17 protein-coding genes, 1 tRNA gene and 1 pseudogene are annotated in these 16,774 nt (G+C 61.7%); 10 read left to right on the forward strand and 9 right to left on the reverse strand.

Translation table 11 applies throughout. The annotated features are described in order from the left end of the window. Nucleotides 1–28 precede the first annotated feature (28 nt). Both VZ95_RS26490 and VZ95_RS26495 read right to left on the reverse strand, forming a co-directional pair. Nucleotides 29–235, reverse strand: coding sequence for a transglycosylase domain-containing protein (locus VZ95_RS26490; protein WP_045774337.1), 207 nt, complete (start codon nt 233–235; stop codon nt 29–31). Nucleotides 236–254: 19 nt separating this feature from the next. Beyond that, nucleotides 255–668 carry a biosynthetic peptidoglycan transglycosylase gene (locus VZ95_RS26495; protein ID WP_232302436.1) on the reverse strand — a complete coding sequence of 138 codons (414 nt, stop codon included), beginning with the start codon at nt 666–668 and terminating at the stop codon, nt 255–257. Nucleotides 669–950: 282 nt separating this feature from the next. Between VZ95_RS26495 and VZ95_RS01695 the strand changes: the two genes are divergently transcribed. Together VZ95_RS01695 and VZ95_RS01700 are read left to right on the forward strand one after the other, a co-directional pair. Then, on the forward strand, nt 951–1,880 hold the full coding sequence (locus tag VZ95_RS01695) for a class I fructose-bisphosphate aldolase (RefSeq protein ID WP_045774339.1): 930 nt from the start codon (nt 951–953) through the stop codon (nt 1,878–1,880). Nucleotides 1,881–2,023: 143 nt separating this feature from the next. After that, on the forward strand, nt 2,024–2,563 hold the full coding sequence (locus VZ95_RS01700) for a thiamine phosphate synthase (protein WP_052711389.1): 540 nt from the start codon (nt 2,024–2,026) through the stop codon (nt 2,561–2,563). Nucleotides 2,564–2,628: 65 nt separating this feature from the next. Here the strand turns inward: VZ95_RS01700 and VZ95_RS01705 are convergent. From VZ95_RS01705 to VZ95_RS01730, 6 genes are all read right to left on the reverse strand, one after another. After that, nucleotides 2,629–2,704: transfer RNA gene (locus tag VZ95_RS01705), tRNA-Lys, on the reverse strand. 78 nt (nt 2,705–2,782) lie between these two features. Next, a complete protein-coding gene (gene rodA, locus VZ95_RS01710) occupies nt 2,783–3,928 on the reverse strand; it encodes a rod shape-determining protein RodA (protein WP_045774340.1) in 1,146 nt (381 codons plus the stop codon). After that, a complete protein-coding gene (gene mrdA / locus VZ95_RS01715; protein ID WP_045774341.1) occupies nt 3,925–5,814 on the reverse strand; it encodes a penicillin-binding protein 2 in 1,890 nt (629 codons plus the stop codon). Before mrdA ends, rodA begins: the two co-directional genes overlap by 4 nt. 3 nt (nt 5,815–5,817) lie before the next feature. Beyond that, nucleotides 5,818–6,273, reverse strand: coding sequence for a rod shape-determining protein MreD (mreD, locus tag VZ95_RS01720; protein WP_232302437.1), 456 nt, complete (start codon nt 6,271–6,273; stop codon nt 5,818–5,820). A gap of 56 nt (nt 6,274–6,329) precedes the next feature. Beyond that, a complete protein-coding gene (gene mreC, locus VZ95_RS01725; protein WP_045774343.1) occupies nt 6,330–7,220 on the reverse strand; it encodes a rod shape-determining protein MreC in 891 nt (296 codons plus the stop codon). Between the two features lie 126 nt (nt 7,221–7,346). Then, entirely contained in the window at nt 7,347–8,387 is a 1,041-nt protein-coding gene (locus VZ95_RS01730) for a rod shape-determining protein (protein ID WP_045774344.1), read from the reverse strand. 303 nt (nt 8,388–8,690) lie between these two features. On the opposite strand from VZ95_RS01730, the gene VZ95_RS01735 reads away from it, so the two are divergent. The 8 genes and pseudogenes from VZ95_RS01735 (at nt 8,691) to VZ95_RS01765 (ending at nt 16,204) form a co-directional block, all read left to right on the forward strand. Beyond that, nucleotides 8,691–9,509, forward strand: coding sequence for a universal stress protein (locus VZ95_RS01735; protein WP_052711390.1), 819 nt, complete (start codon nt 8,691–8,693; stop codon nt 9,507–9,509). 70 nt (nt 9,510–9,579) lie between these two features. Then, on the forward strand, nt 9,580–10,899 hold the full coding sequence (locus VZ95_RS01740) for an ATP-binding protein (RefSeq protein WP_084627514.1): 1,320 nt from the start codon (nt 9,580–9,582) through the stop codon (nt 10,897–10,899). Beyond that, a complete protein-coding gene (locus VZ95_RS29605; protein ID WP_052711392.1) occupies nt 10,899–12,281 on the forward strand; it encodes a DUF3369 domain-containing protein in 1,383 nt (460 codons plus the stop codon). The genes VZ95_RS01740 and VZ95_RS29605 overlap by 1 nt, the downstream gene beginning before the upstream one ends. Continuing rightward, nucleotides 12,191–12,469 (forward strand): HD-GYP domain-containing protein, encoded by a 279-nt coding sequence (locus VZ95_RS22635; RefSeq protein ID WP_198148026.1) that lies wholly within the window; start codon nt 12,191–12,193, stop codon nt 12,467–12,469. Before VZ95_RS29605 ends, VZ95_RS22635 begins: the two co-directional genes overlap by 91 nt. A gap of 18 nt (nt 12,470–12,487) precedes the next feature. Beyond that, nucleotides 12,488–12,754, forward strand: coding sequence for a DUF2798 domain-containing protein (locus VZ95_RS01750; RefSeq protein ID WP_045774345.1), 267 nt, complete (start codon nt 12,488–12,490; stop codon nt 12,752–12,754). Between the two features lie 176 nt (nt 12,755–12,930). Next, nucleotides 12,931–14,037 carry a branched-chain amino acid ABC transporter substrate-binding protein gene (locus tag VZ95_RS01755; RefSeq protein WP_332307966.1) on the forward strand — a complete coding sequence of 369 codons (1,107 nt, stop codon included), beginning with the start codon at nt 12,931–12,933 and terminating at the stop codon, nt 14,035–14,037. Nucleotides 14,038–14,108: 71 nt separating this feature from the next. Further along, nucleotides 14,109–15,187 (forward strand): annotated as a pseudogene (locus VZ95_RS01760) (anhydro-N-acetylmuramic acid kinase). Between the two features lie 6 nt (nt 15,188–15,193). Further along, complete coding sequence (locus tag VZ95_RS01765; RefSeq protein ID WP_045774346.1) at nt 15,194–16,204, forward strand: serine hydrolase domain-containing protein; 1,011 nt, start codon at nt 15,194–15,196, stop codon at nt 16,202–16,204. An 11-nt stretch (nt 16,205–16,215) separates the two neighbouring features. Here VZ95_RS01765 and VZ95_RS01770 read toward each other — a convergent pair whose 3' ends face one another. Beyond that, nucleotides 16,216–16,773, reverse strand: a complete 558-nt coding sequence (locus VZ95_RS01770) for an HNH endonuclease (RefSeq protein WP_045774347.1) — start codon at nt 16,771–16,773, stop codon at nt 16,216–16,218. Nucleotide 16,774 lies beyond the last annotated feature (1 nt).

The raw sequence follows: 16,774 nt of genomic DNA on the forward strand, positions 1-16,774 counted from the left end.
GCCGTCGCCGCCGGGTCGCGGATTGGCGTCAGCCGCGTCGCGCGCGCAGCAACCCGGCAATCGCGGCGGCCTCATAGAGCGTTAGCTGGGTTGCGGGCTTGCCGAAATATCGTTGCGATGCCGCATCGACCCCCCAAGCGCCGCCGCCGAGGTAGACGCGGTTAAGGTAGATGCCGAGAATCTGCTCTTTGCTATAGCGCCGCTCCAGCCAAAGGGCGAGCAAGGCTTCCTGCACTTTGCGCTTCAGCGACTTCTCATTGGTCAGAAAGACGTTTTTTCGCCACCTGCTGCGTTAGGCTACTGCCGCCCTGGGCCGTGCGGCCTTCGGTGAGATTGACCACAACCGCCCGCGCCAAACCGATAATATCGATACCAAAATGATTAAAGAAACGCCGATCTTCAATCGCAACCACCGCCTGCCAAACGTGCGGCGGCAACTCGCGCACCGCCCTCGGCGTGGCATAGAACTCGCCGCCCGTCGCCAGCAGGCTGCCGTCGCGCGCGAGCAGCGTAATGCCGGGGCGGCGGGTTTCATCCATCAGCGCGCCAATGGACGGCAGTTGCAGGGCGTAGAAAGCGATCAAAGCCCCCACGGCAACGAGGCCCCACACGCCCGCCGCCGCCAGCCAGATCAGCACCCGTCGGCCCCAGGATCGACGGTGCAGCATCGGCGGGCGCGATGTTTTTTTGGGCGGAGTTTGTTGGGGCGAACGGGTCATGGTCGGCGGGATGCAATCACGGGCCGGGCGGCAGAACAAGCCTCTCGTGCGGCAACCCTGTACTCAATCCATAGCCGCTACACGGCGATTGCGGCTTTTTGCTGCATGACTGGTATTTTCAGCAGGATAACGCCGTTCAGTTTATTGCCTTTAGCCCCTATCTTCGTTACACAGCCGCGCCAGAGACAGATGCGGTTTTCGTAAAAACCGAGCCAAGGGATGAATCGAACCATGCGGGTTACTCAGCGCGTCAAGAAAATCCTCAGCTATTATGAATCGGACAATCCGGGCACGAAAACCAATCTCGCCCGTATTCTGATGCAGGGCCGCCTGGGTGGCACCGGCAAGCTGGTGATCCTGCCGGTCGATCAGGGCTTCGAGCACGGCCCGGCGCGCAGCTTCGCCCCAAACCCCGCCGCCTACGACCCCCATTACCATTTCGAACTCGCCATCGAAGCCGGGCTGTCGGCCTATGCCGCGCCGCTCGGCATGATCGAAGCCGGGGCCGATAGTTTCGCGGGCGCTATCCCGACGATCCTGAAGGTCAATAGCTCCAATAGCCTGTCGCGCCTGAAGGAAGACGCCGACCAAGCCGTGACCGGCACGGTGCAAGACGCGCTGCGCCTCGGCTGCGCGGCCATCGGCTTCACCATCTATCCGGGCTCGGACAATGCTTTCGGCATGATCGAAGAGCTGCGCGAGCTGGCGGAAGAAGCGAAATCGGTCGGCCTTGCCGTGGTGGTTTGGTCCTACCCACGCGGCGGCAATCTTTCGAAGAGCGGCGAAACCGCCTTCGACATTTGCGCCTATGCCGCCCATATGGCCGCCCTCCTCGGCGCGCATATCATTAAGGTGAAGCCGCCTGCCGCCCCCTTCGAACTCGATGCCGCCAAGAAGGTCTACGAGAAAGAACAGATCCCCGGCGCAACGATGGCCGAGCGCGTGCGCCATGTGGTGCAAAGCTGCTTCAACGGTCGCCGCATTGTCGTTTTCTCCGGTGGGGAAGCGAAGGATCTGGACGGTCTCTACACCGAAATTCGCGCGATCCGCGACGGCGGGGCCAACGGCTCGATCATCGGGCGCAATACTTTCCAGCGTCCCAAAGCAGAAGCCTTGGCGATGCTCGATCAGATTGTTAAGATCTATCAGGGCAAAGCATAAGCCAGCCCAAGTTTAGGGAGGGGAAACCCCGCTGCCGCCGAAGACCGCTCTACGCGGTTCGGTCGCTGCGGGGTTTTTCATTTTGGGGGCACAAGCACGTCGCCCGCTTGCCTTCCGCCCGCACCTATGGCTGGATGCGCGCTATGAGCACGAATACCGTTGCCGAGCTTCCGGCCCGCCATTATCTAATCCTTCCCGCCAGCCTCACTGCCGAGGCCTTTGCGCAGGCCCTTGCCGCGCGCGAGATCGCCTGCGTGGCGCTCGATACCAGCGGCCTCAGCCCCGCCGGTTTAACGGAGGCGGTCCAACGGCTGCTGCCCATCGCCCGCGCCCAGGAGATCGCCTTTCTGCTCACCGACACCGCCGGGCGCGGCCCGGTGCTAGAGGCCATCCTCGCGCTGGATGCCGACGGCGTGCATCTCGCCTCCCAAGATGCCTATGCCGAGGCGCGCAAGAAACTGGGACCGGACCGAATTTGCGGCGTCTTCTGCGGCGATAGCCGTCACGAAGCAATGGAAGCCTCCGAAGGCGGGGCCGATTACGTCGCCTTCACGCCGGATGCCGAGTTGATCCACCTCTGGGCGGAAGCGATGGTCGTGCCCTGCGTCGCCTGGGACCTGCCCGACGATCAAAAAGCCCCGATGGAAGCCGCCGGGGCCGAGTTTATCGCCTACCGGCTTTAAAAGCCGCTTTTTCTGTCCGCACAGCAAAAACCCGGCAAGTCAGTGACTTGCCGGGTTTTTGGGGATGGTGGGTACAGTAGGATTCGAACCTACGACCCGCTGATTAAGAGTCAGCTGCTCTACCAACTGAGCTATGTACCCATCCGAGGTGGCTTGTATACCCAGCGAATGCAGGCACGGCAAGCGGAAAAAAGCCGGGATTCCCCCGCGCTCCCAAAGCTATTCGAAGTCTTGGCCGCCGCTGCGGCTAAACTGCGTGTCGCGGTGAACCCAAACCATCATCAGCAACCCTAAGCCGAGCATCGTCACCAGCATCGAGGAGCCGCCGTAGGAGATCATCGGCAGCGGCACACCCTTGGCGGGGATCAAGCCCATCACCATCGCGCAATTGATGAAGACCGATAGAAACAGATGCGTGACGATCCCCACCGCCACCAGCCGCCCAAACTGCGTGGAGGAGCGGAAGGCAATCGCAAACCCATAGAGAATCAGCAGCGCATACAGGCCGAGCAAGGTGATGGCCCCGACCATGCCGAATTCCTCGGCCAACATCGTGTAGATAAAATCGGTCTGTTTTTCGGGCAGAAAGTTCAAATGGCTTTGCGTGCCGAGCAAAAAGCCCTTGCCCATAATGCCGCCGGAGCCGAGGGCGATTTTCGACTGGGTAATGTGGTAGCCCGCCCCCAGCGGGTCGCGGCTCGGATCGAGGAAGGTCAGAATGCGCTCCTTCTGATAGTCGCGCAGAAAATTCCAGGCCACGGGGGCCGCCGCCGCCGCGCCCGCAATGGCGAGGGCGAATTTCCACCAGCGCATTCCAGCAACGAAGGCCACCGCTGCCGAGCCCATGATGAGCATCAGCGAAGTGCCAAGGTCGGGCTGTTTCACCACCAGCGCCACTGGTAACGCCAGCAAAATCCCCGCCGGTCCCCAGGCGGCAATCCGGCCCATGCGCTCCAACGGTATCCCGTGGAAATGTTTGGCCAGCGCAAGCACCAGCATGATTTTCATCAACTCGGACGGCTGAAGCTGCACAAACCCGAAATCGAGCCAGCGCTGTGCGCCCATCCCCACGCGCCCTTGTAGTTCCACCGCCACCAGCATCACCAAGGTTCCGGCATAGAGCACATAGGCCCAGCGCATCCAGAAGCGGATATCGATCACCGCGACAACGATCATGATGATGAACCCCAGGCCGAAACGCATCATCTGGCGCTGCGCCCACGGCTCCAGCGCCCCGCCCGCCGCCGAATAAAGCATGGCAAAGCCGATGCAGGCGAGGATCGTGAGCAGCAGCACGATTCCCCAGTTCACCTGCCAGAGCTTCTGCCCCAGTGAGAGTTCGTGACGGTTGAGGCTGAAGCTCATCCCCGATGCTCCCCGCCGCAGGTGGGGCAGCCCGCCAGACGCTTCAGCACGTCGCGCTTCTGGGTTTCCAGCAGAATATCCCGCACCAGCGGCCCTGCGACAGAACTGCCGCCGCCGCCGTGCTCCACCACCACGGCGCAGGCGAAACGCGGATTAACCAGCGGCGCAAAGCCAACGAACAGCGCGTGGTCGCGGAAGCGCCAGGGCAGGTCTTCGTTCTTTTTAACGCCGGTATCGCGCTCGGCCTTGCTGATGATGCGCACTTGGGCCGTGCCGCTCTTGCCCGCCATTTCCATACCGGGCTCAGTGATGCGCGCCTTATAGCCGGTGCCGCGCTGCTCGTTCGTTACCATCGCCATGCCCCGTTGAACTAGGGCGAGATGCTGCGGGTTGAGCCCTAAGGACGCGGGGGCCACGTGCGCGCGGTCAATAGGGGCACGCCCGCCAACGGTCTTGGTCAGATGCGGCACGATTGCAAGGCCCGAGGCGAGGCGCGCGGTCATCGTCGCCAGTTGCAGGGGCGTGGTGAGAATCATCCCCTGACCGATGGAAGCATTAATGGTTTCGCCCTGCGGCCAACTGGTGCCCCGGCGGCGCTGATACCAGGCGCGCGTTGGAATGAGCCCTGCCCGCTCGCCGGGCAGTTCGATCCCCGAGGCTGCGCCCAGACCGAGGCGCAGGGCCATATCGGCAATCTTATCAATCCCAATGCGCCGCGCAATTTCGTAGAAAAACACATCGCAGGAATGCATCAGCGCTTCGGTGAGGTTCAACGACCCATGCCCGCCCTTATATTTCCAGCAATGAAAGCGCCGCTCGCCCAACTCGAAATGACCGGGACAATTGATAGTTTGGGTCGCGGTAATCACCCCGGCGTCGAGGGCTGCCAGCGCGGTCACCATCTTGAAGGTCGAGCCCGGCGAATATTGCCCGGAGACCGCCTTATTGGTCAGTGGTGTTTTGGGATGGGCCTGCAACTCTTCCCAATCATTCGCTTTCAACCCGGCCGAAAACATATTCGGATCGAACGCCGGTGCCGAGATGAGCGAGAGAAGTTCACCATTGCGGCAGTCGATCACAGCGGCGGCGGTGCTCTCCTCCCCCACGCGCTCGCGGACATATTCTTGCAGGGCAATATCGATGGTCAGTTCGATATCGCGGCCTGGGCGACCATCGTCGCGATTAACCTCGCGGATGACGCGCCCGACCGAATTTACTTCGATCTGGCTGGCCCCGGCGACCCCGCGCAGGGCTTGATCGTGGATTTTCTCAACACCATTCTTGCCGATGCGGAAATCGGGCAGTTCCAGCAGCGGATCGCCATTGCTCCCTTTGAGGTCCACCTCCGATACGGCCCCGACATAGCCTAAGATATGGCCGACGGCTTCGGTATGGGGGTAGAGGCGACTTTGCCCCACGTCGATGGACACCCCCGGCAGATCGGGGGCGTTTACTTCCATCCGCGCGACCTCTTCCCAGCTTAAATCCTCGCGGACCATGACGGGAACGAAGGCGCGCTTGCGGCGCACGTCGCGCAGCACCCGGCGGCGGTCGGACTCGCCGACCGTAATCAACCGCCCGATGGCGTCCAGCGTCGCTTCGACATTCGGGGCCTGCTCGCGGACCAGGACGACGCGGTAATTCAGGCGGCTGGTGGCGAGAACCTCGCCGAACCGATCGAGAATGCGCCCGCGCGGCGGCACCAACAGGCGCATATTAATGCGGTTATCTTCGGCCAGCGTCGCGTATTTATCCGCCTCGATGACCTGAAGATAATAAAGCCGTGCCCCCAAAGCCCCGAACAAACCCGCCTGCCCAACGCCGAGCAGCAGCGACCGGCGGGTGAAAAGACGTTCGCGCTCCTGATCTCTTTGCCGCCGTCCCATCGTCTATTGCCCCGGTAACAAGCGCCGGTGCGTGCGCACGAACAGCCACACCACCAACGGAAATAGCAGCAGCGTCGAGACAAACTGCAAGGCCGGTTGCAGCAGCGGCACCGGCGTGCGGACGATCAGCGACACGATGATCCAGGTAAAGCTTGTTGTTGCCAGCAGGACCAAGCCGAAGCCCCCCCACGCAAGCGCAAAGGGCTTTCCCAGAAACACCCGTCGCTGGGAGAGCGCAAACGCGTAGGTGCCGAGCAGCAGCAGCGGCGTTAAGCCCAAAAAGGCCCCGCTCACCACGTCTTGAACGATCCCGATGAGAAAAATCAGCGCAGGCGGCATCAGATCCGGTCGATAGAGGGTCCAGTAATACACGGCCATCAAGGACAAAGACGGCGTTACCGTCAAGCCGTCCGGCATGCGCAGCGGCGTGACGGACAGGAGCGCGAATACGAACGTCATCGCGGCTGGCGTCACCTTGCCCAAGGTGCTCCAGACGCGGAGAAGGCCGGGTAAAATCATCGCGGGGTCGTAACGGTCCGCGCTGCCGGGGCAGACGCCGGTAAATCCCCGGTTTGGGTCAGCCCATAGTCCAGCAGACGCACGTGATCGATCCGCTGCCAATCGGCCAAGGGGCGCACCGTTACCGCCCGGTCCGAGACGGTTTCGACCGCGCCGATCGGCAGGCCCGGCGGAAGCAAACCGCCATGCCCCGACGTGACGACGATATCGCCGGGGGCCACATTGTTTTCCTGGGTGAGATACAGCAGCCGGGGCAAGGCGCTATTATCGCCCGCCAGCACCGCCCGTTCGCCGCGTGTGCCGACCGAAACCGGGATTTTGCTGTTCAAATCGGTAATCAGCAGCACGCGCGTCGTGCGCTCCCCGACATCGGTCACGCGGCCAATGAAGCCTTCACCGGAAACCGCCGCTAAACCGCGCATGACGCCCTGGTTGGAGCCGACCGCGATCAACAGATTGCGCACGTAAGCGCCGCCCGCATCGGCAATCACCCGCCCCGTGATCTGGCGTCCGCCGGGGGGCGGGGCGTAATTGGTGAGGGTGCGCAGGGATTGATTCTCGACATCCAGCCGCTGCGCCACGTCGCGCCACTGGCGCAGTCGCTCCACCTCGGCCTTCAGCAGCGCATTTTCGGCGCGCAGATTGAAAACCGAGCGCAAGTCTCCGGCCAGTTCCGAGGCGCTGGTGACGGGGCTGCTAATAATATCGACCGCCGGGGCAAAGAAATCGACCGCCATCACCCGCAACCGCTCCAGCACCGGCACTTCGGCCCGCTGGATAATCAGAATCAGGAACGAGGCCCCGATTAAGGATGCAAAGGCGAAACGATGCAGCGCTGCCCGAACCGGGGCCGCCAGGCGGGAGACGGAGCCGACGCGGGGCTTCATCGAGAGCGACTCCAGGGCTCACCGCTCCGCGCTTCGGAGCAGTCAAACACTTCTCTCTCCCGAGGCCGAGCCGACATTCCGTCCCGATCCTTTTCCTAACGATGTCTTAAGAAAGACTATACGCGATTAATAGGCGGTACTCAGCACATTTCTGAGCGTACCCATTTCTTCCAAGCAACGACCCGTGCCGAGCGCCACGCACGACAAGGCATCGTCGGCAATCGAGACCGGCAAGCCGGTCGCATGCCGCAACACGAGGTCGAGATTCGAGAGCAGCGCGCCGCCGCCAGTAAGAACGATGCCCTTATCGACAATATCCGCCGCCAGTTCCGGCGCGGTATGTTCGAGGGCAACTTTCACGGCTTCGACGATCTGGCTGACGGGTTCGGCCAAGCTTTCAGCGATCTGCCGTTCGGAGATCACCAATTCTTTCGGTACGCCGTTCATCAGGTCGCGGCCTTTGATTTCCATCAGGCGCCCTTCCCCATCTTCCGGCGGGCAGGCCGAGCCGATTTCTTTCTTGATCCGCTCGGCAGAGCCTTCGCCAACCAGCAGATTATGCATACGACGGATATAGGCGATAATCGCTTCGTCCATCTTATCGCCGCCAACGCGCACCGAGCGGGCATAGACGATGCCGCCGAGCGACAGAACCGCCACTTCCGTGGTGCCGCCGCCGATATCGACGACCATCGAGCCCGTGGGCTCGGTCACGGGCAAGCCCGCACCGATAGCCGCCGCCATCGGCTCCTCGATCAGATAGACCTGCCGCGCGCCCGCGCTTTCGGCGCTTTCCTGGATCGCGCGGCGTTCGACCGCCGTCGAGCCCGAGGGCACGCAGATGATGATCTTCGGGCTGGCAAAGCGGCTACCGCGATGCACTTTGCGAATGAAATGCTTAATCATTTCTTCCGCAACCTCGAAGTCGGCAATCACGCCGTCCCGCAAGGGTCTGATCGCTTGAATATTGCCAGGGGTACGCCCCAGCATCAGCTTGGCTTCGTCGCCGACAGCCAAAACCTGACGCTTACCGCGCACATTCGCTATGGCAACAACCGACGGCTCGTTGAGCACGATGCCGCGATTCTTTACATAGACCAGGGTATTTGCCGTCCCTAAGTCCACCGCCATGTCGGCGGACATCCAGCCGAGGATTCGATTAAACATTTGACCCTTGTCGGACCTTGCCGGTTCAGACTTTGCCTGTTGCGCCCCAACTATGGAACGGTCAGTCCGATACCGATGCTGTCGCACCCGGCGCGGCCAGACCAAACCCAAGCAGAGATGTTCCCAAGGCAGCAAGCGAGCGGGGGCTCGCCAACGCCCTCTTGGTTTACGCCGATTGCGCGGGCGGCGGCAATGCCTTTTTACCGCCTCGAAAATAAGGCAGGATCATTTCCGACACTGCCGGTCCCGCCGAGCCCCCGCCGAGGGGCCTCTGGGACTGCCTTAGGCAAAAGGAGATAGTAAATGCGCGCAATTCTGGCAATTTTATGGACGGAACAAACGGCAGGGCCAGTGCTGGCGCTCGCCACCCGCCTCGCCCGCCGCTTCAATGGCCGCGTCACCGGCCTTGCCATTCGCCCCGCTTTCGAAAGCTTCGTGCCGTCGGGCGATTTTGGGCTCGCTCTTAGTCAGGAATATCTCGACCGGCTTCAGCAGGATGGGACAGCACGCCTGACTAAATTAAAGAGCCTGTTCGATGCCCACGTCGGGGCAGAAAATATCACAGCCGATTGGATGGAAGCCCAAGGCCCGTCGGCCGACGCCATCGCCTCGGCAGGACGCCTGTTCGATATTTCGGTGCTGGCCCGCCCGGACGCCGGCGGCTCGGCGGAACCCGAAATTATGCTGGAAGCCGCGCTGTTCGAAACCGGCCGCCCGATCCTGATGGCGCCGCCGACCCTGCCGGAGACGGACGGCACCCGCGTGCTGATCGCCTGGAACGGCTCGTCGGAAACCGCCCGCAGCGTCGGCACGGCCATGCCCTTGCTGCATAAGGCGGAGGAAATCCACATTATTTCCGTCGATAGCGGGATGGCCACCGGCCCCAGCGCCCGCGATGTCGCCGCCTATCTCGAAAAGCACGATCTGCGCGCAACTTATGCCCATATGCAGGTTGGGGAAAAGAACGCCGGTGCGGTATGGCTCGACGAGGCGCAGCGGCTCGGCTGCGATCTGATGATTAAAGGGGCCTATACACAGAGCCGGTTGAGGCAGATGATTTTCGGGGGTGCTACGGTTCACATCCTCAACCACGCAAAGATTCCGGTCTTTTTTGCGCATTAATCGCAGGAGGGTACGTGAAGCAGGGGCGATCATCACGAATTCTTCATGATCTGCATTTTAGGTTAAGCCTATGAGTGCAACCCAGCCCCTGCCCGACACCCCCAGTTCTGCGGCAGCCCCCGCGTCTATGGCCGACACCTGGCGGCTCGATCGGGTCGCCTTGGCATTGGAGGGGCTTTCGCCGAAACTAAGCTGCACTGCCGCCGTGCTCAAATTCGATGGTTTACCCGATATTTGGGCCTTGCCGGTGGTTCTGGCGCGCAAGCCGATTGGGCTATTGGCGCGCTCGACGGCGCGCTCCAACCTTCAGGAAATGGTCGGCACGGCGATGGACCCGCGTCCGCTGATTCTGCCCGACGATATGCCGCTCGAAACCGTGAGCCGAATGGTGGCCGAGCGCTTTCCGCGCGCTCTGACCTATGGCGTCATCACGGTTAACCCCGAAACCGGGCATTATTCCGGCTTCGTTCCGGGTATCGATCTGCTGCGCGGCACGCTGGAACAGTTCGAATCGACCCTATCGTTCCTGCGCGCGGCGCAAGGCGATCTGGTCCAGGCCGAAAAATTTGCGTCCCTGGGGCAATTGGTCGCGGGCATAGCCCATGAAATCAATACGCCGCTCGGCATCGGGCTCACCGCCGCCACCCATCTCACCGAACGCTGCCAGAGTTTTCAGCAGCTTTCCGAATCCGGCGGGCTGAAACGCTCCGATCTCACGGGGTTTCTCGGCACGGTGTCCGAAGGGGCGGAGATCATTACCGCCAATCTGGGGCGCGCGGCGGAACTGGTGCATAGCTTCAAGCAGGTCGCCGCCGATCAAACCAGCGCCGTGCGCCGCTCGTTCCGCGTTGGGCAATTGATCGAAGATTTAATCTCCTCGCTCAGCCCCCGCCTGCGCAAAGCCACTCAAAAGGTGCAGTTCACCTGCCTTGCCGACGCCGAGATGGATAGTTTCCCCGGCCCCTTGGGGCAGGTCATCACCAATCTGCTGCTGAATGCGCTAACCCACGCCTATGACGCCGCCCACCCCGACGGCATGGTGGAGATTGCCGTCGAGAAAAAGGGCACTAATGTTGTTATCGGGATCAAGGATGACGGGGCGGGCATTCCGCCGTCGCATTTGCCGCGTATCTTCGATCCGTTTTTCACGACCAAACGCGGCCAGGGCGGAACGGGCCTCGGGCTGCATCTTGTGTATAATATCGTCACGCAAACGCTGGGGGGGCGGATCGGCTGTACCAGCGCGGTCGATATGGGAACCGCCTTTACGCTGATTATACCGCTGACCGCGCCCGACCGGATGTTGGGCGACCGTACTGCCGATGTGGGCCGGGGATCATTCCCCCCCCTGGCCGAACCGACGATAGTTTCTGTGGGAGGAAGCGCCTAATGGTTCCCGCCGACCTCAACCCCGATGATGAACTGCTGTTTGCCGACGATACGCCGGAGAATGGCCGCAAGCGGCCCCGGCTGGCCCAACCCTGGCGCATGCTGGTGGTGGATGACGAACCCGATGTGCATCGCGTCACCCGCATGGTGCTGGCCGATTTCAGCTTCGAAGGGCGGTCGCTCGAAATCATTTCGGCTTTTTCAGGGGGCGAAGCCCGGCAGCTTCTCAGCAAAACCAATGACATCGCCGTCATCCTGCTCGATGTAGTGATGGAAACCGACGATGCGGGCCTCACCCTGGTGCGGGAAATTCGGCAGGACTTGGGGAATGAGAATGTGCGCATCGTGCTGCGCACCGGCCAGCCCGGCATGGCCCCGGAACAAAAGGTTATCGTTGAATATGATATCAACGATTATAAATCGAAGGCCGAACTGACGGCGCAAAAACTGTTCACCACCATCGTGGCCGCCCTGCGCAGCTACCGCGATCTCGTGGCCATCGAACAGGGGCGCAAGGGCCTCGAAAAAGTACTGGAAGCCTCCACCAGCCTGTTCGAATTGCGCTCCACCGACGCGTTCCTCGCTGGGATTCTCGATCAGATCAATGCGCTGCTCGATGCCGAGGGCGGCTCGATCCTCTGCACGGCAGGCGATGAGCTGCCGGGGTCCGACCCGACGGCCGTGGTGCGCGCCGCCGCCGGGCGCTTCGCCGAGCTTTCGGGAAAGCGCTTGGCTGAAATTCCGCACCCGGCCATCGTCCATGAAATCGTCTCGGCGTTTGCGCGCGGCTCCAATCAATATCTCGACGATCATTGCGCCGTGTTTTTCAAAGCCAGCGGCGAAGTGCGCTCGGTGGCCTTCATCGAAGCCACTCGCCCGCTCTCCCCGCTCGATCACCGCTTGGTCGATCTCTTCTGCGCCAAAGCGTCGATTGCTTACGACAATGTGCTGCTGCAAGAACATTTGTCCTTGGCGCAAGAAGCGACCGTCTTCGCCCTCGCCCGGCTCGCCGAATTCAAAGACCCGACCACCGGCGACCATTTGCACCGGGTGGAGATTCTCACCAATAAAATCGCCCATGAAATGCAGCGCTCCGGCCTCGCGCTGGGCGAGTTGGACGATGTGTTGGTGAAAAAAAATCGGCCTCGCCTCGATCCTGCACGATGTCGGCAAGGTCGGCGTGCCCGACAATATTCTGTGCAAGCCCGGCGGGCTCGACGAAACCGAATGGCTCACCATGCGCCGTCACGCCACTCTGGGGGCGGAAATTTTTGCTCGCCGCCAGCCGCCGGTTGCGGGGCCGTACCTTCCTGTCCATCGGGGCCGAAATCGCCCTGGGCCACCATGAAAAATGGAACGGCACCGGCTATCCGCGCGGCTTGAAGGGCAAGGATATTCCGCTCAGCGCCCGCATTGTGGCCGTCGCCGATGTGTTCGATGCCCTCACCTCCAAGCGGCCCTACAAGGAAGCCTGGCCCCGCCAAGAAGCGATTGACTGGATCAAGGCCCGGACCGACATTGATTTCGACCCGGAAATCGTGAGCGCATTTTTAAGTGTCGTTGAAGGATAGAATTAGAGAGATTCTCTTATGCCCCTTGCCGCCTCCCCGGCCATCCGCGCCCGCTTGATAAATGTAACCTTCGGGCTACTGCTTTCGGGCATGATGTCCTTCATCGTTTCGGGCATCGCCACGCTCCGCGCCTTAGGTTTTGCCGTTGTGTTTGCCGCGCCGGGGGATTTTATCGGTGGCTGGATGGGCGCCTGGGTAATCTCCTGGGCGATTGCTTTTCCGACCGTCCTGGTCGTTGCGCCGCTGGTACGCAAGATTGTTGCTAGATTATTCGGTAGCGCGTGACTCTTTTGGCGTCCCGCTAAAATCAAGACATATAACCTTCAATTATTCTCGATTTGGCGCTTATCCGAAATTGCCTTTCAGAGAAGAGTGGGGCAGGATTGCGTCCAGCCGCCCGAGCATAAGGTCCGTCAGAGACCAAGCCGGGCGTATCAACCCAAACAGGGGGACTAACTCGGATGATGAAGAAGTTCGGTTTGACCGTCGCTGCGGCGGCTTTTGCCGCGACCGTGGCGAGCGGTGCATTAGCACAAGATATTACGATCGGCGTTGCCGGTCCCTTCACTGGCCCGAACGCCAGCTTCGGCGAACAGCTGAAGCGCGGTGCCGAAATGGCCGTAAAGAACATCAATGCCGCTGGCGGTGTTCTCGGTCGTCAGCTCAAGATCGATTTCGGCGATGATGCGTCGGATCCGAAGCAGGGCGTGGCCGTTGCTAACCAGTTCGCCACCAAGAAGGTGCCGTTCGTTCTGGGTCACTTCAACTCCTCCGTCTCGATCCCGGCATCGGACGTGTATGGCGAAGAAGGGATCATCCAGATCACCCCGGCCTCGACCAATCCGGCGCTGACGGATAAAGCCAAGTTCGGCAACGTCTTCCGCGTTTGCGGTCGCGATGACCAGCAGGGCACGGTTGCCGGCCAATATCTCGCCAAGAATTTTGCCGGTAAGAAAGTTGCCGTCATTCACGACAAGACCTCCTACGGGAAGGGCCTTGCCGATGAAACCAAGAAGGCGATGAATGCCGCTGGCCTGACGGAAGTCGTTTACGAAGGTGTGACCACCGGCGATAAGGACTTCTCGGCCCTCGTGTCGAAGATGAAGTCCGCAAACGTCGATGCCATCTACTTCGGCGGCCTGCATAACGAAGCCGGTCTGCTCGTGCGCCAGTCGCGCGATCAGGGCCTGAAGGCCGCGTTCCTGTCGGGCGATGGTATCGTCTCGAAGGAATTCTGGTCGATCACGGGTGCCGCTGGCGAAGGCGTCTTGATGACGTTCGATCCGGATCCCCGCAAGTTCCCGACCGCCGCTAAGGTTGTCGATCAGTTCAAAGCCACGGGCTATGACCCCGAAGGTTACACGCTGCTGTCCTACTCGGCCGTTGAAGTGTGGGCGCAGGCCGCAAACCTCGCCAAGTCCTTGAAAATGGCCGACGTGAAGAAGGTCATGCACGCGACGAAGTTCCAAACCGTTATCGGCGAAGTCGCCTATGACGCTAAGGGCGATCTGACCGTTTCCAAGTACGTTTGGTACATCTGGAAGAACGGCGATTACTCGGAAATGTAATCTTTCGGGATTAGCATTCTGATGAAACCCGGTAGAGTTCGCTCTACCGGGTTTTTTCTTGAGAAGAATTGATGATACGCGCAATTGGGTTGATGAGCGGCACCGCCCTTGATGGCGTCGATGCGGCGTGGATTGAAAGCGATGGCGCGCGGATCAGCGCGTTCGGCCCAGCGCTGACACTGCCCTACCCTGCCGACCTGCGCGAAGACTTACGCGCCCTGGTCCATGATCCCGCCCGCGCCGAGGCCGACCCGCTGAGCGCGCTTGAGGCGCGCCTGACCGATGTGAACGCCGAGGCCGTCGAAGCCCTGCTCGCCCGGACGGGTCAGCGGCCCGACCTTGTCGGCTTTCACGGGCAGACCGTGCTGCATCGGCCCGAACGAGGGTATACCCGGCAGGTCGGCGACGGGCAGGGACTGGCCAACCGGCTCGGCCTTGCTGTAGTCAACCGCTTTCGCCACGCCGATTTGGCCGCAGGCGGGCAAGGCGCGCCGCTGGTGCCCCTCTTCCACGCCGCGCTTGCTCAGGGCCTGCCGAAACCTGTGGTGGCGCTGAACCTCGGCGGCGTCGGCAACCTCACCTATATCGGCGATGACGGTAGCCTCTTGGCCTTCGATACCGGCCCCGGCAATGCTTGATCGACGATTGGGTAACGCGCCACACCAACCAAACCTGGGACGAGGGCGGGCGCTTGGCGGCGCGCGGCGCGGTCGATCAACGTGCCCTTGCCCGGCTGCTGGCGCACCCCTATTTCACGGCCCCGCCGCCGAAGTCCTTGGATCGGAACGGCTGGGATATCGACGCGGTCGCCGGGCTTTCCGCCGAAGACGGCGCGGCGACGCTCACCGAATTCACCGCCCAAACCATCGCCGCTGCGCTTCCGCATCTGCCGAGCCGGCCGACGCGCTGGCTGGTCACGGGCGGCGGGCGGCACAATGCGCACTTGATGGCCCGCATCGCCGCCGCAGCCTCGGCCCCCGCCGTTCCAGTGGAAACTCTGGGCTGGGGCGGCGACGCGCTGGAAGCCCAAGCCTTCGGTTTTCTCGCCATTCGCGCCGTGCAAGGGCGGGTGCTCAGCCTTCCCAGCACGACCGGCGCGGCCTATCCTGTCAGCGGTGGCACTCTGCACCGCCCCATCAAACCGAGTTGAGCCCCTATGACCGATCCCCGCTTCGCCCCGCTGACCGCCGCCCTGGAAGAGGCGCTTGAGTCCGGCCTCTGCCCCGGTCTCGCCTTTGGCCTACGCACGCGCGACGGGGGACGGTTCGACACCAACCTGGGGCTGGCCCAGCGCGTGCCGGAACCGGAGGCGCTCACTCCCGATCACCGCTTCGATCTCGCCAGCCTGACCAAAGTTTTGCTCACCACGCCTGCAATTCTCGCGCTCGCGGCGGCAGGGCGCTTGGATCTCGACGATCCGCTGAGTACCCATCTGCCCGATTTGCATCAATATGATCCCAGTCACCGGGTCCGCAGCGTCACCCTGCGTCAATGCCTGACCCACACCAGCGGCTTGCCCGCCGTCGAGCCGATCTATACCTGGGGTGAGGGCGCGGACCGCTTGACCGCGCTGGTTCTGCAAAAGGATTGGGCGTTCGGCGAAACTGTCTATTCCGACATTAATTTTATCCTGTTGGGGGTTATTATCACTCGGTTGACCGGCCAAAGCCTATCGGTGCTGGCGGAAGCCGCCGGATTCGCGGTCTCGCCCGGCCCCGCGTTGACCGTGGCGACCGAAGCCTGCCAATGGCGCGGACGGGTGATGAAGGGCGAGGTTCACGACGAAAACGCCTTCGCCCTCGGCGGTATCGCCGGACACGCGGGACTGTTCGGCACCGTGACGAACGTGCTGGATCGGGCCGAAACCCTGGCGTTCGGCGATGCGCTTCCCAAGGCCGCGCGCGCCGCCATGCTGGAAAAACAGACCGACACGCGCGCCTTGGGCTGGCAGAGTCGCCACCCCAACTGGTCCGGCGGCGGCCTATGCTCGGCGAAAACCATCGGTCACACCGGCTTTACCGGCACGGGTGTATGGATCGATCCCGAACGGGGGATTACCTGGGCGCTGCTCGCCAACCGGGTTCACCCGACGCGCCATACGGAGGTGCGGAAGTTCCATCAGTTCCGTCAGCGTATCGGGAATTTAGTTCAAGCAGCCTGCGCTTAACCCCCTAAACCCTAACCGACATCCAATTCGCTATCCCAATAGAGATAATCCCGCCAGCTTTCGTGCAGGAAATTCGGCGGAAAGCGGCGGCCGCGCTCTTGCAGGAAATGCGTTGAGGGTTCCTGCGCGGGCTCCAGCGGGAACATGCGGATTTCGCGCGGTAAATGGCTGGCTTTGCGCAAATTGCAGCACGAACAGGCGGTCACGACATTATCCCACGAGGTCCGGCCCCCGCGCGAGCGGGGAATGACGTGATCGAAGGTCAATTCGTGCGTGGGGAACTGGTCGCCGCAATATTGGCAGCTAAAGGCATCGCGGAGAAAAACATTAAACCGGGTAAAGGCCGGTCGGCGCGATGTATGAACGTAATCTTTTAAAGCAATAACCGAAGGCAACTTCATTTCAAAACTGGGACTTCGGATCGTCGTATCATATTCCGAGAGAATATTAACCCTATCCAGAAACACCGCCTTTACCGACTCTTGCCATGACCAGAGCGACAAAGGGAAGTAACTGAGCGGCCTAAAATCAGCATTCAGAACCAAGGCGGGACAATGCACATGAGACATT

It is taken from the genome of Elstera litoralis (assembly GCF_000963705.1).
GTDB classification, from domain to species: domain Bacteria; phylum Pseudomonadota; class Alphaproteobacteria; order Elsterales; family Elsteraceae; genus Elstera; species Elstera litoralis.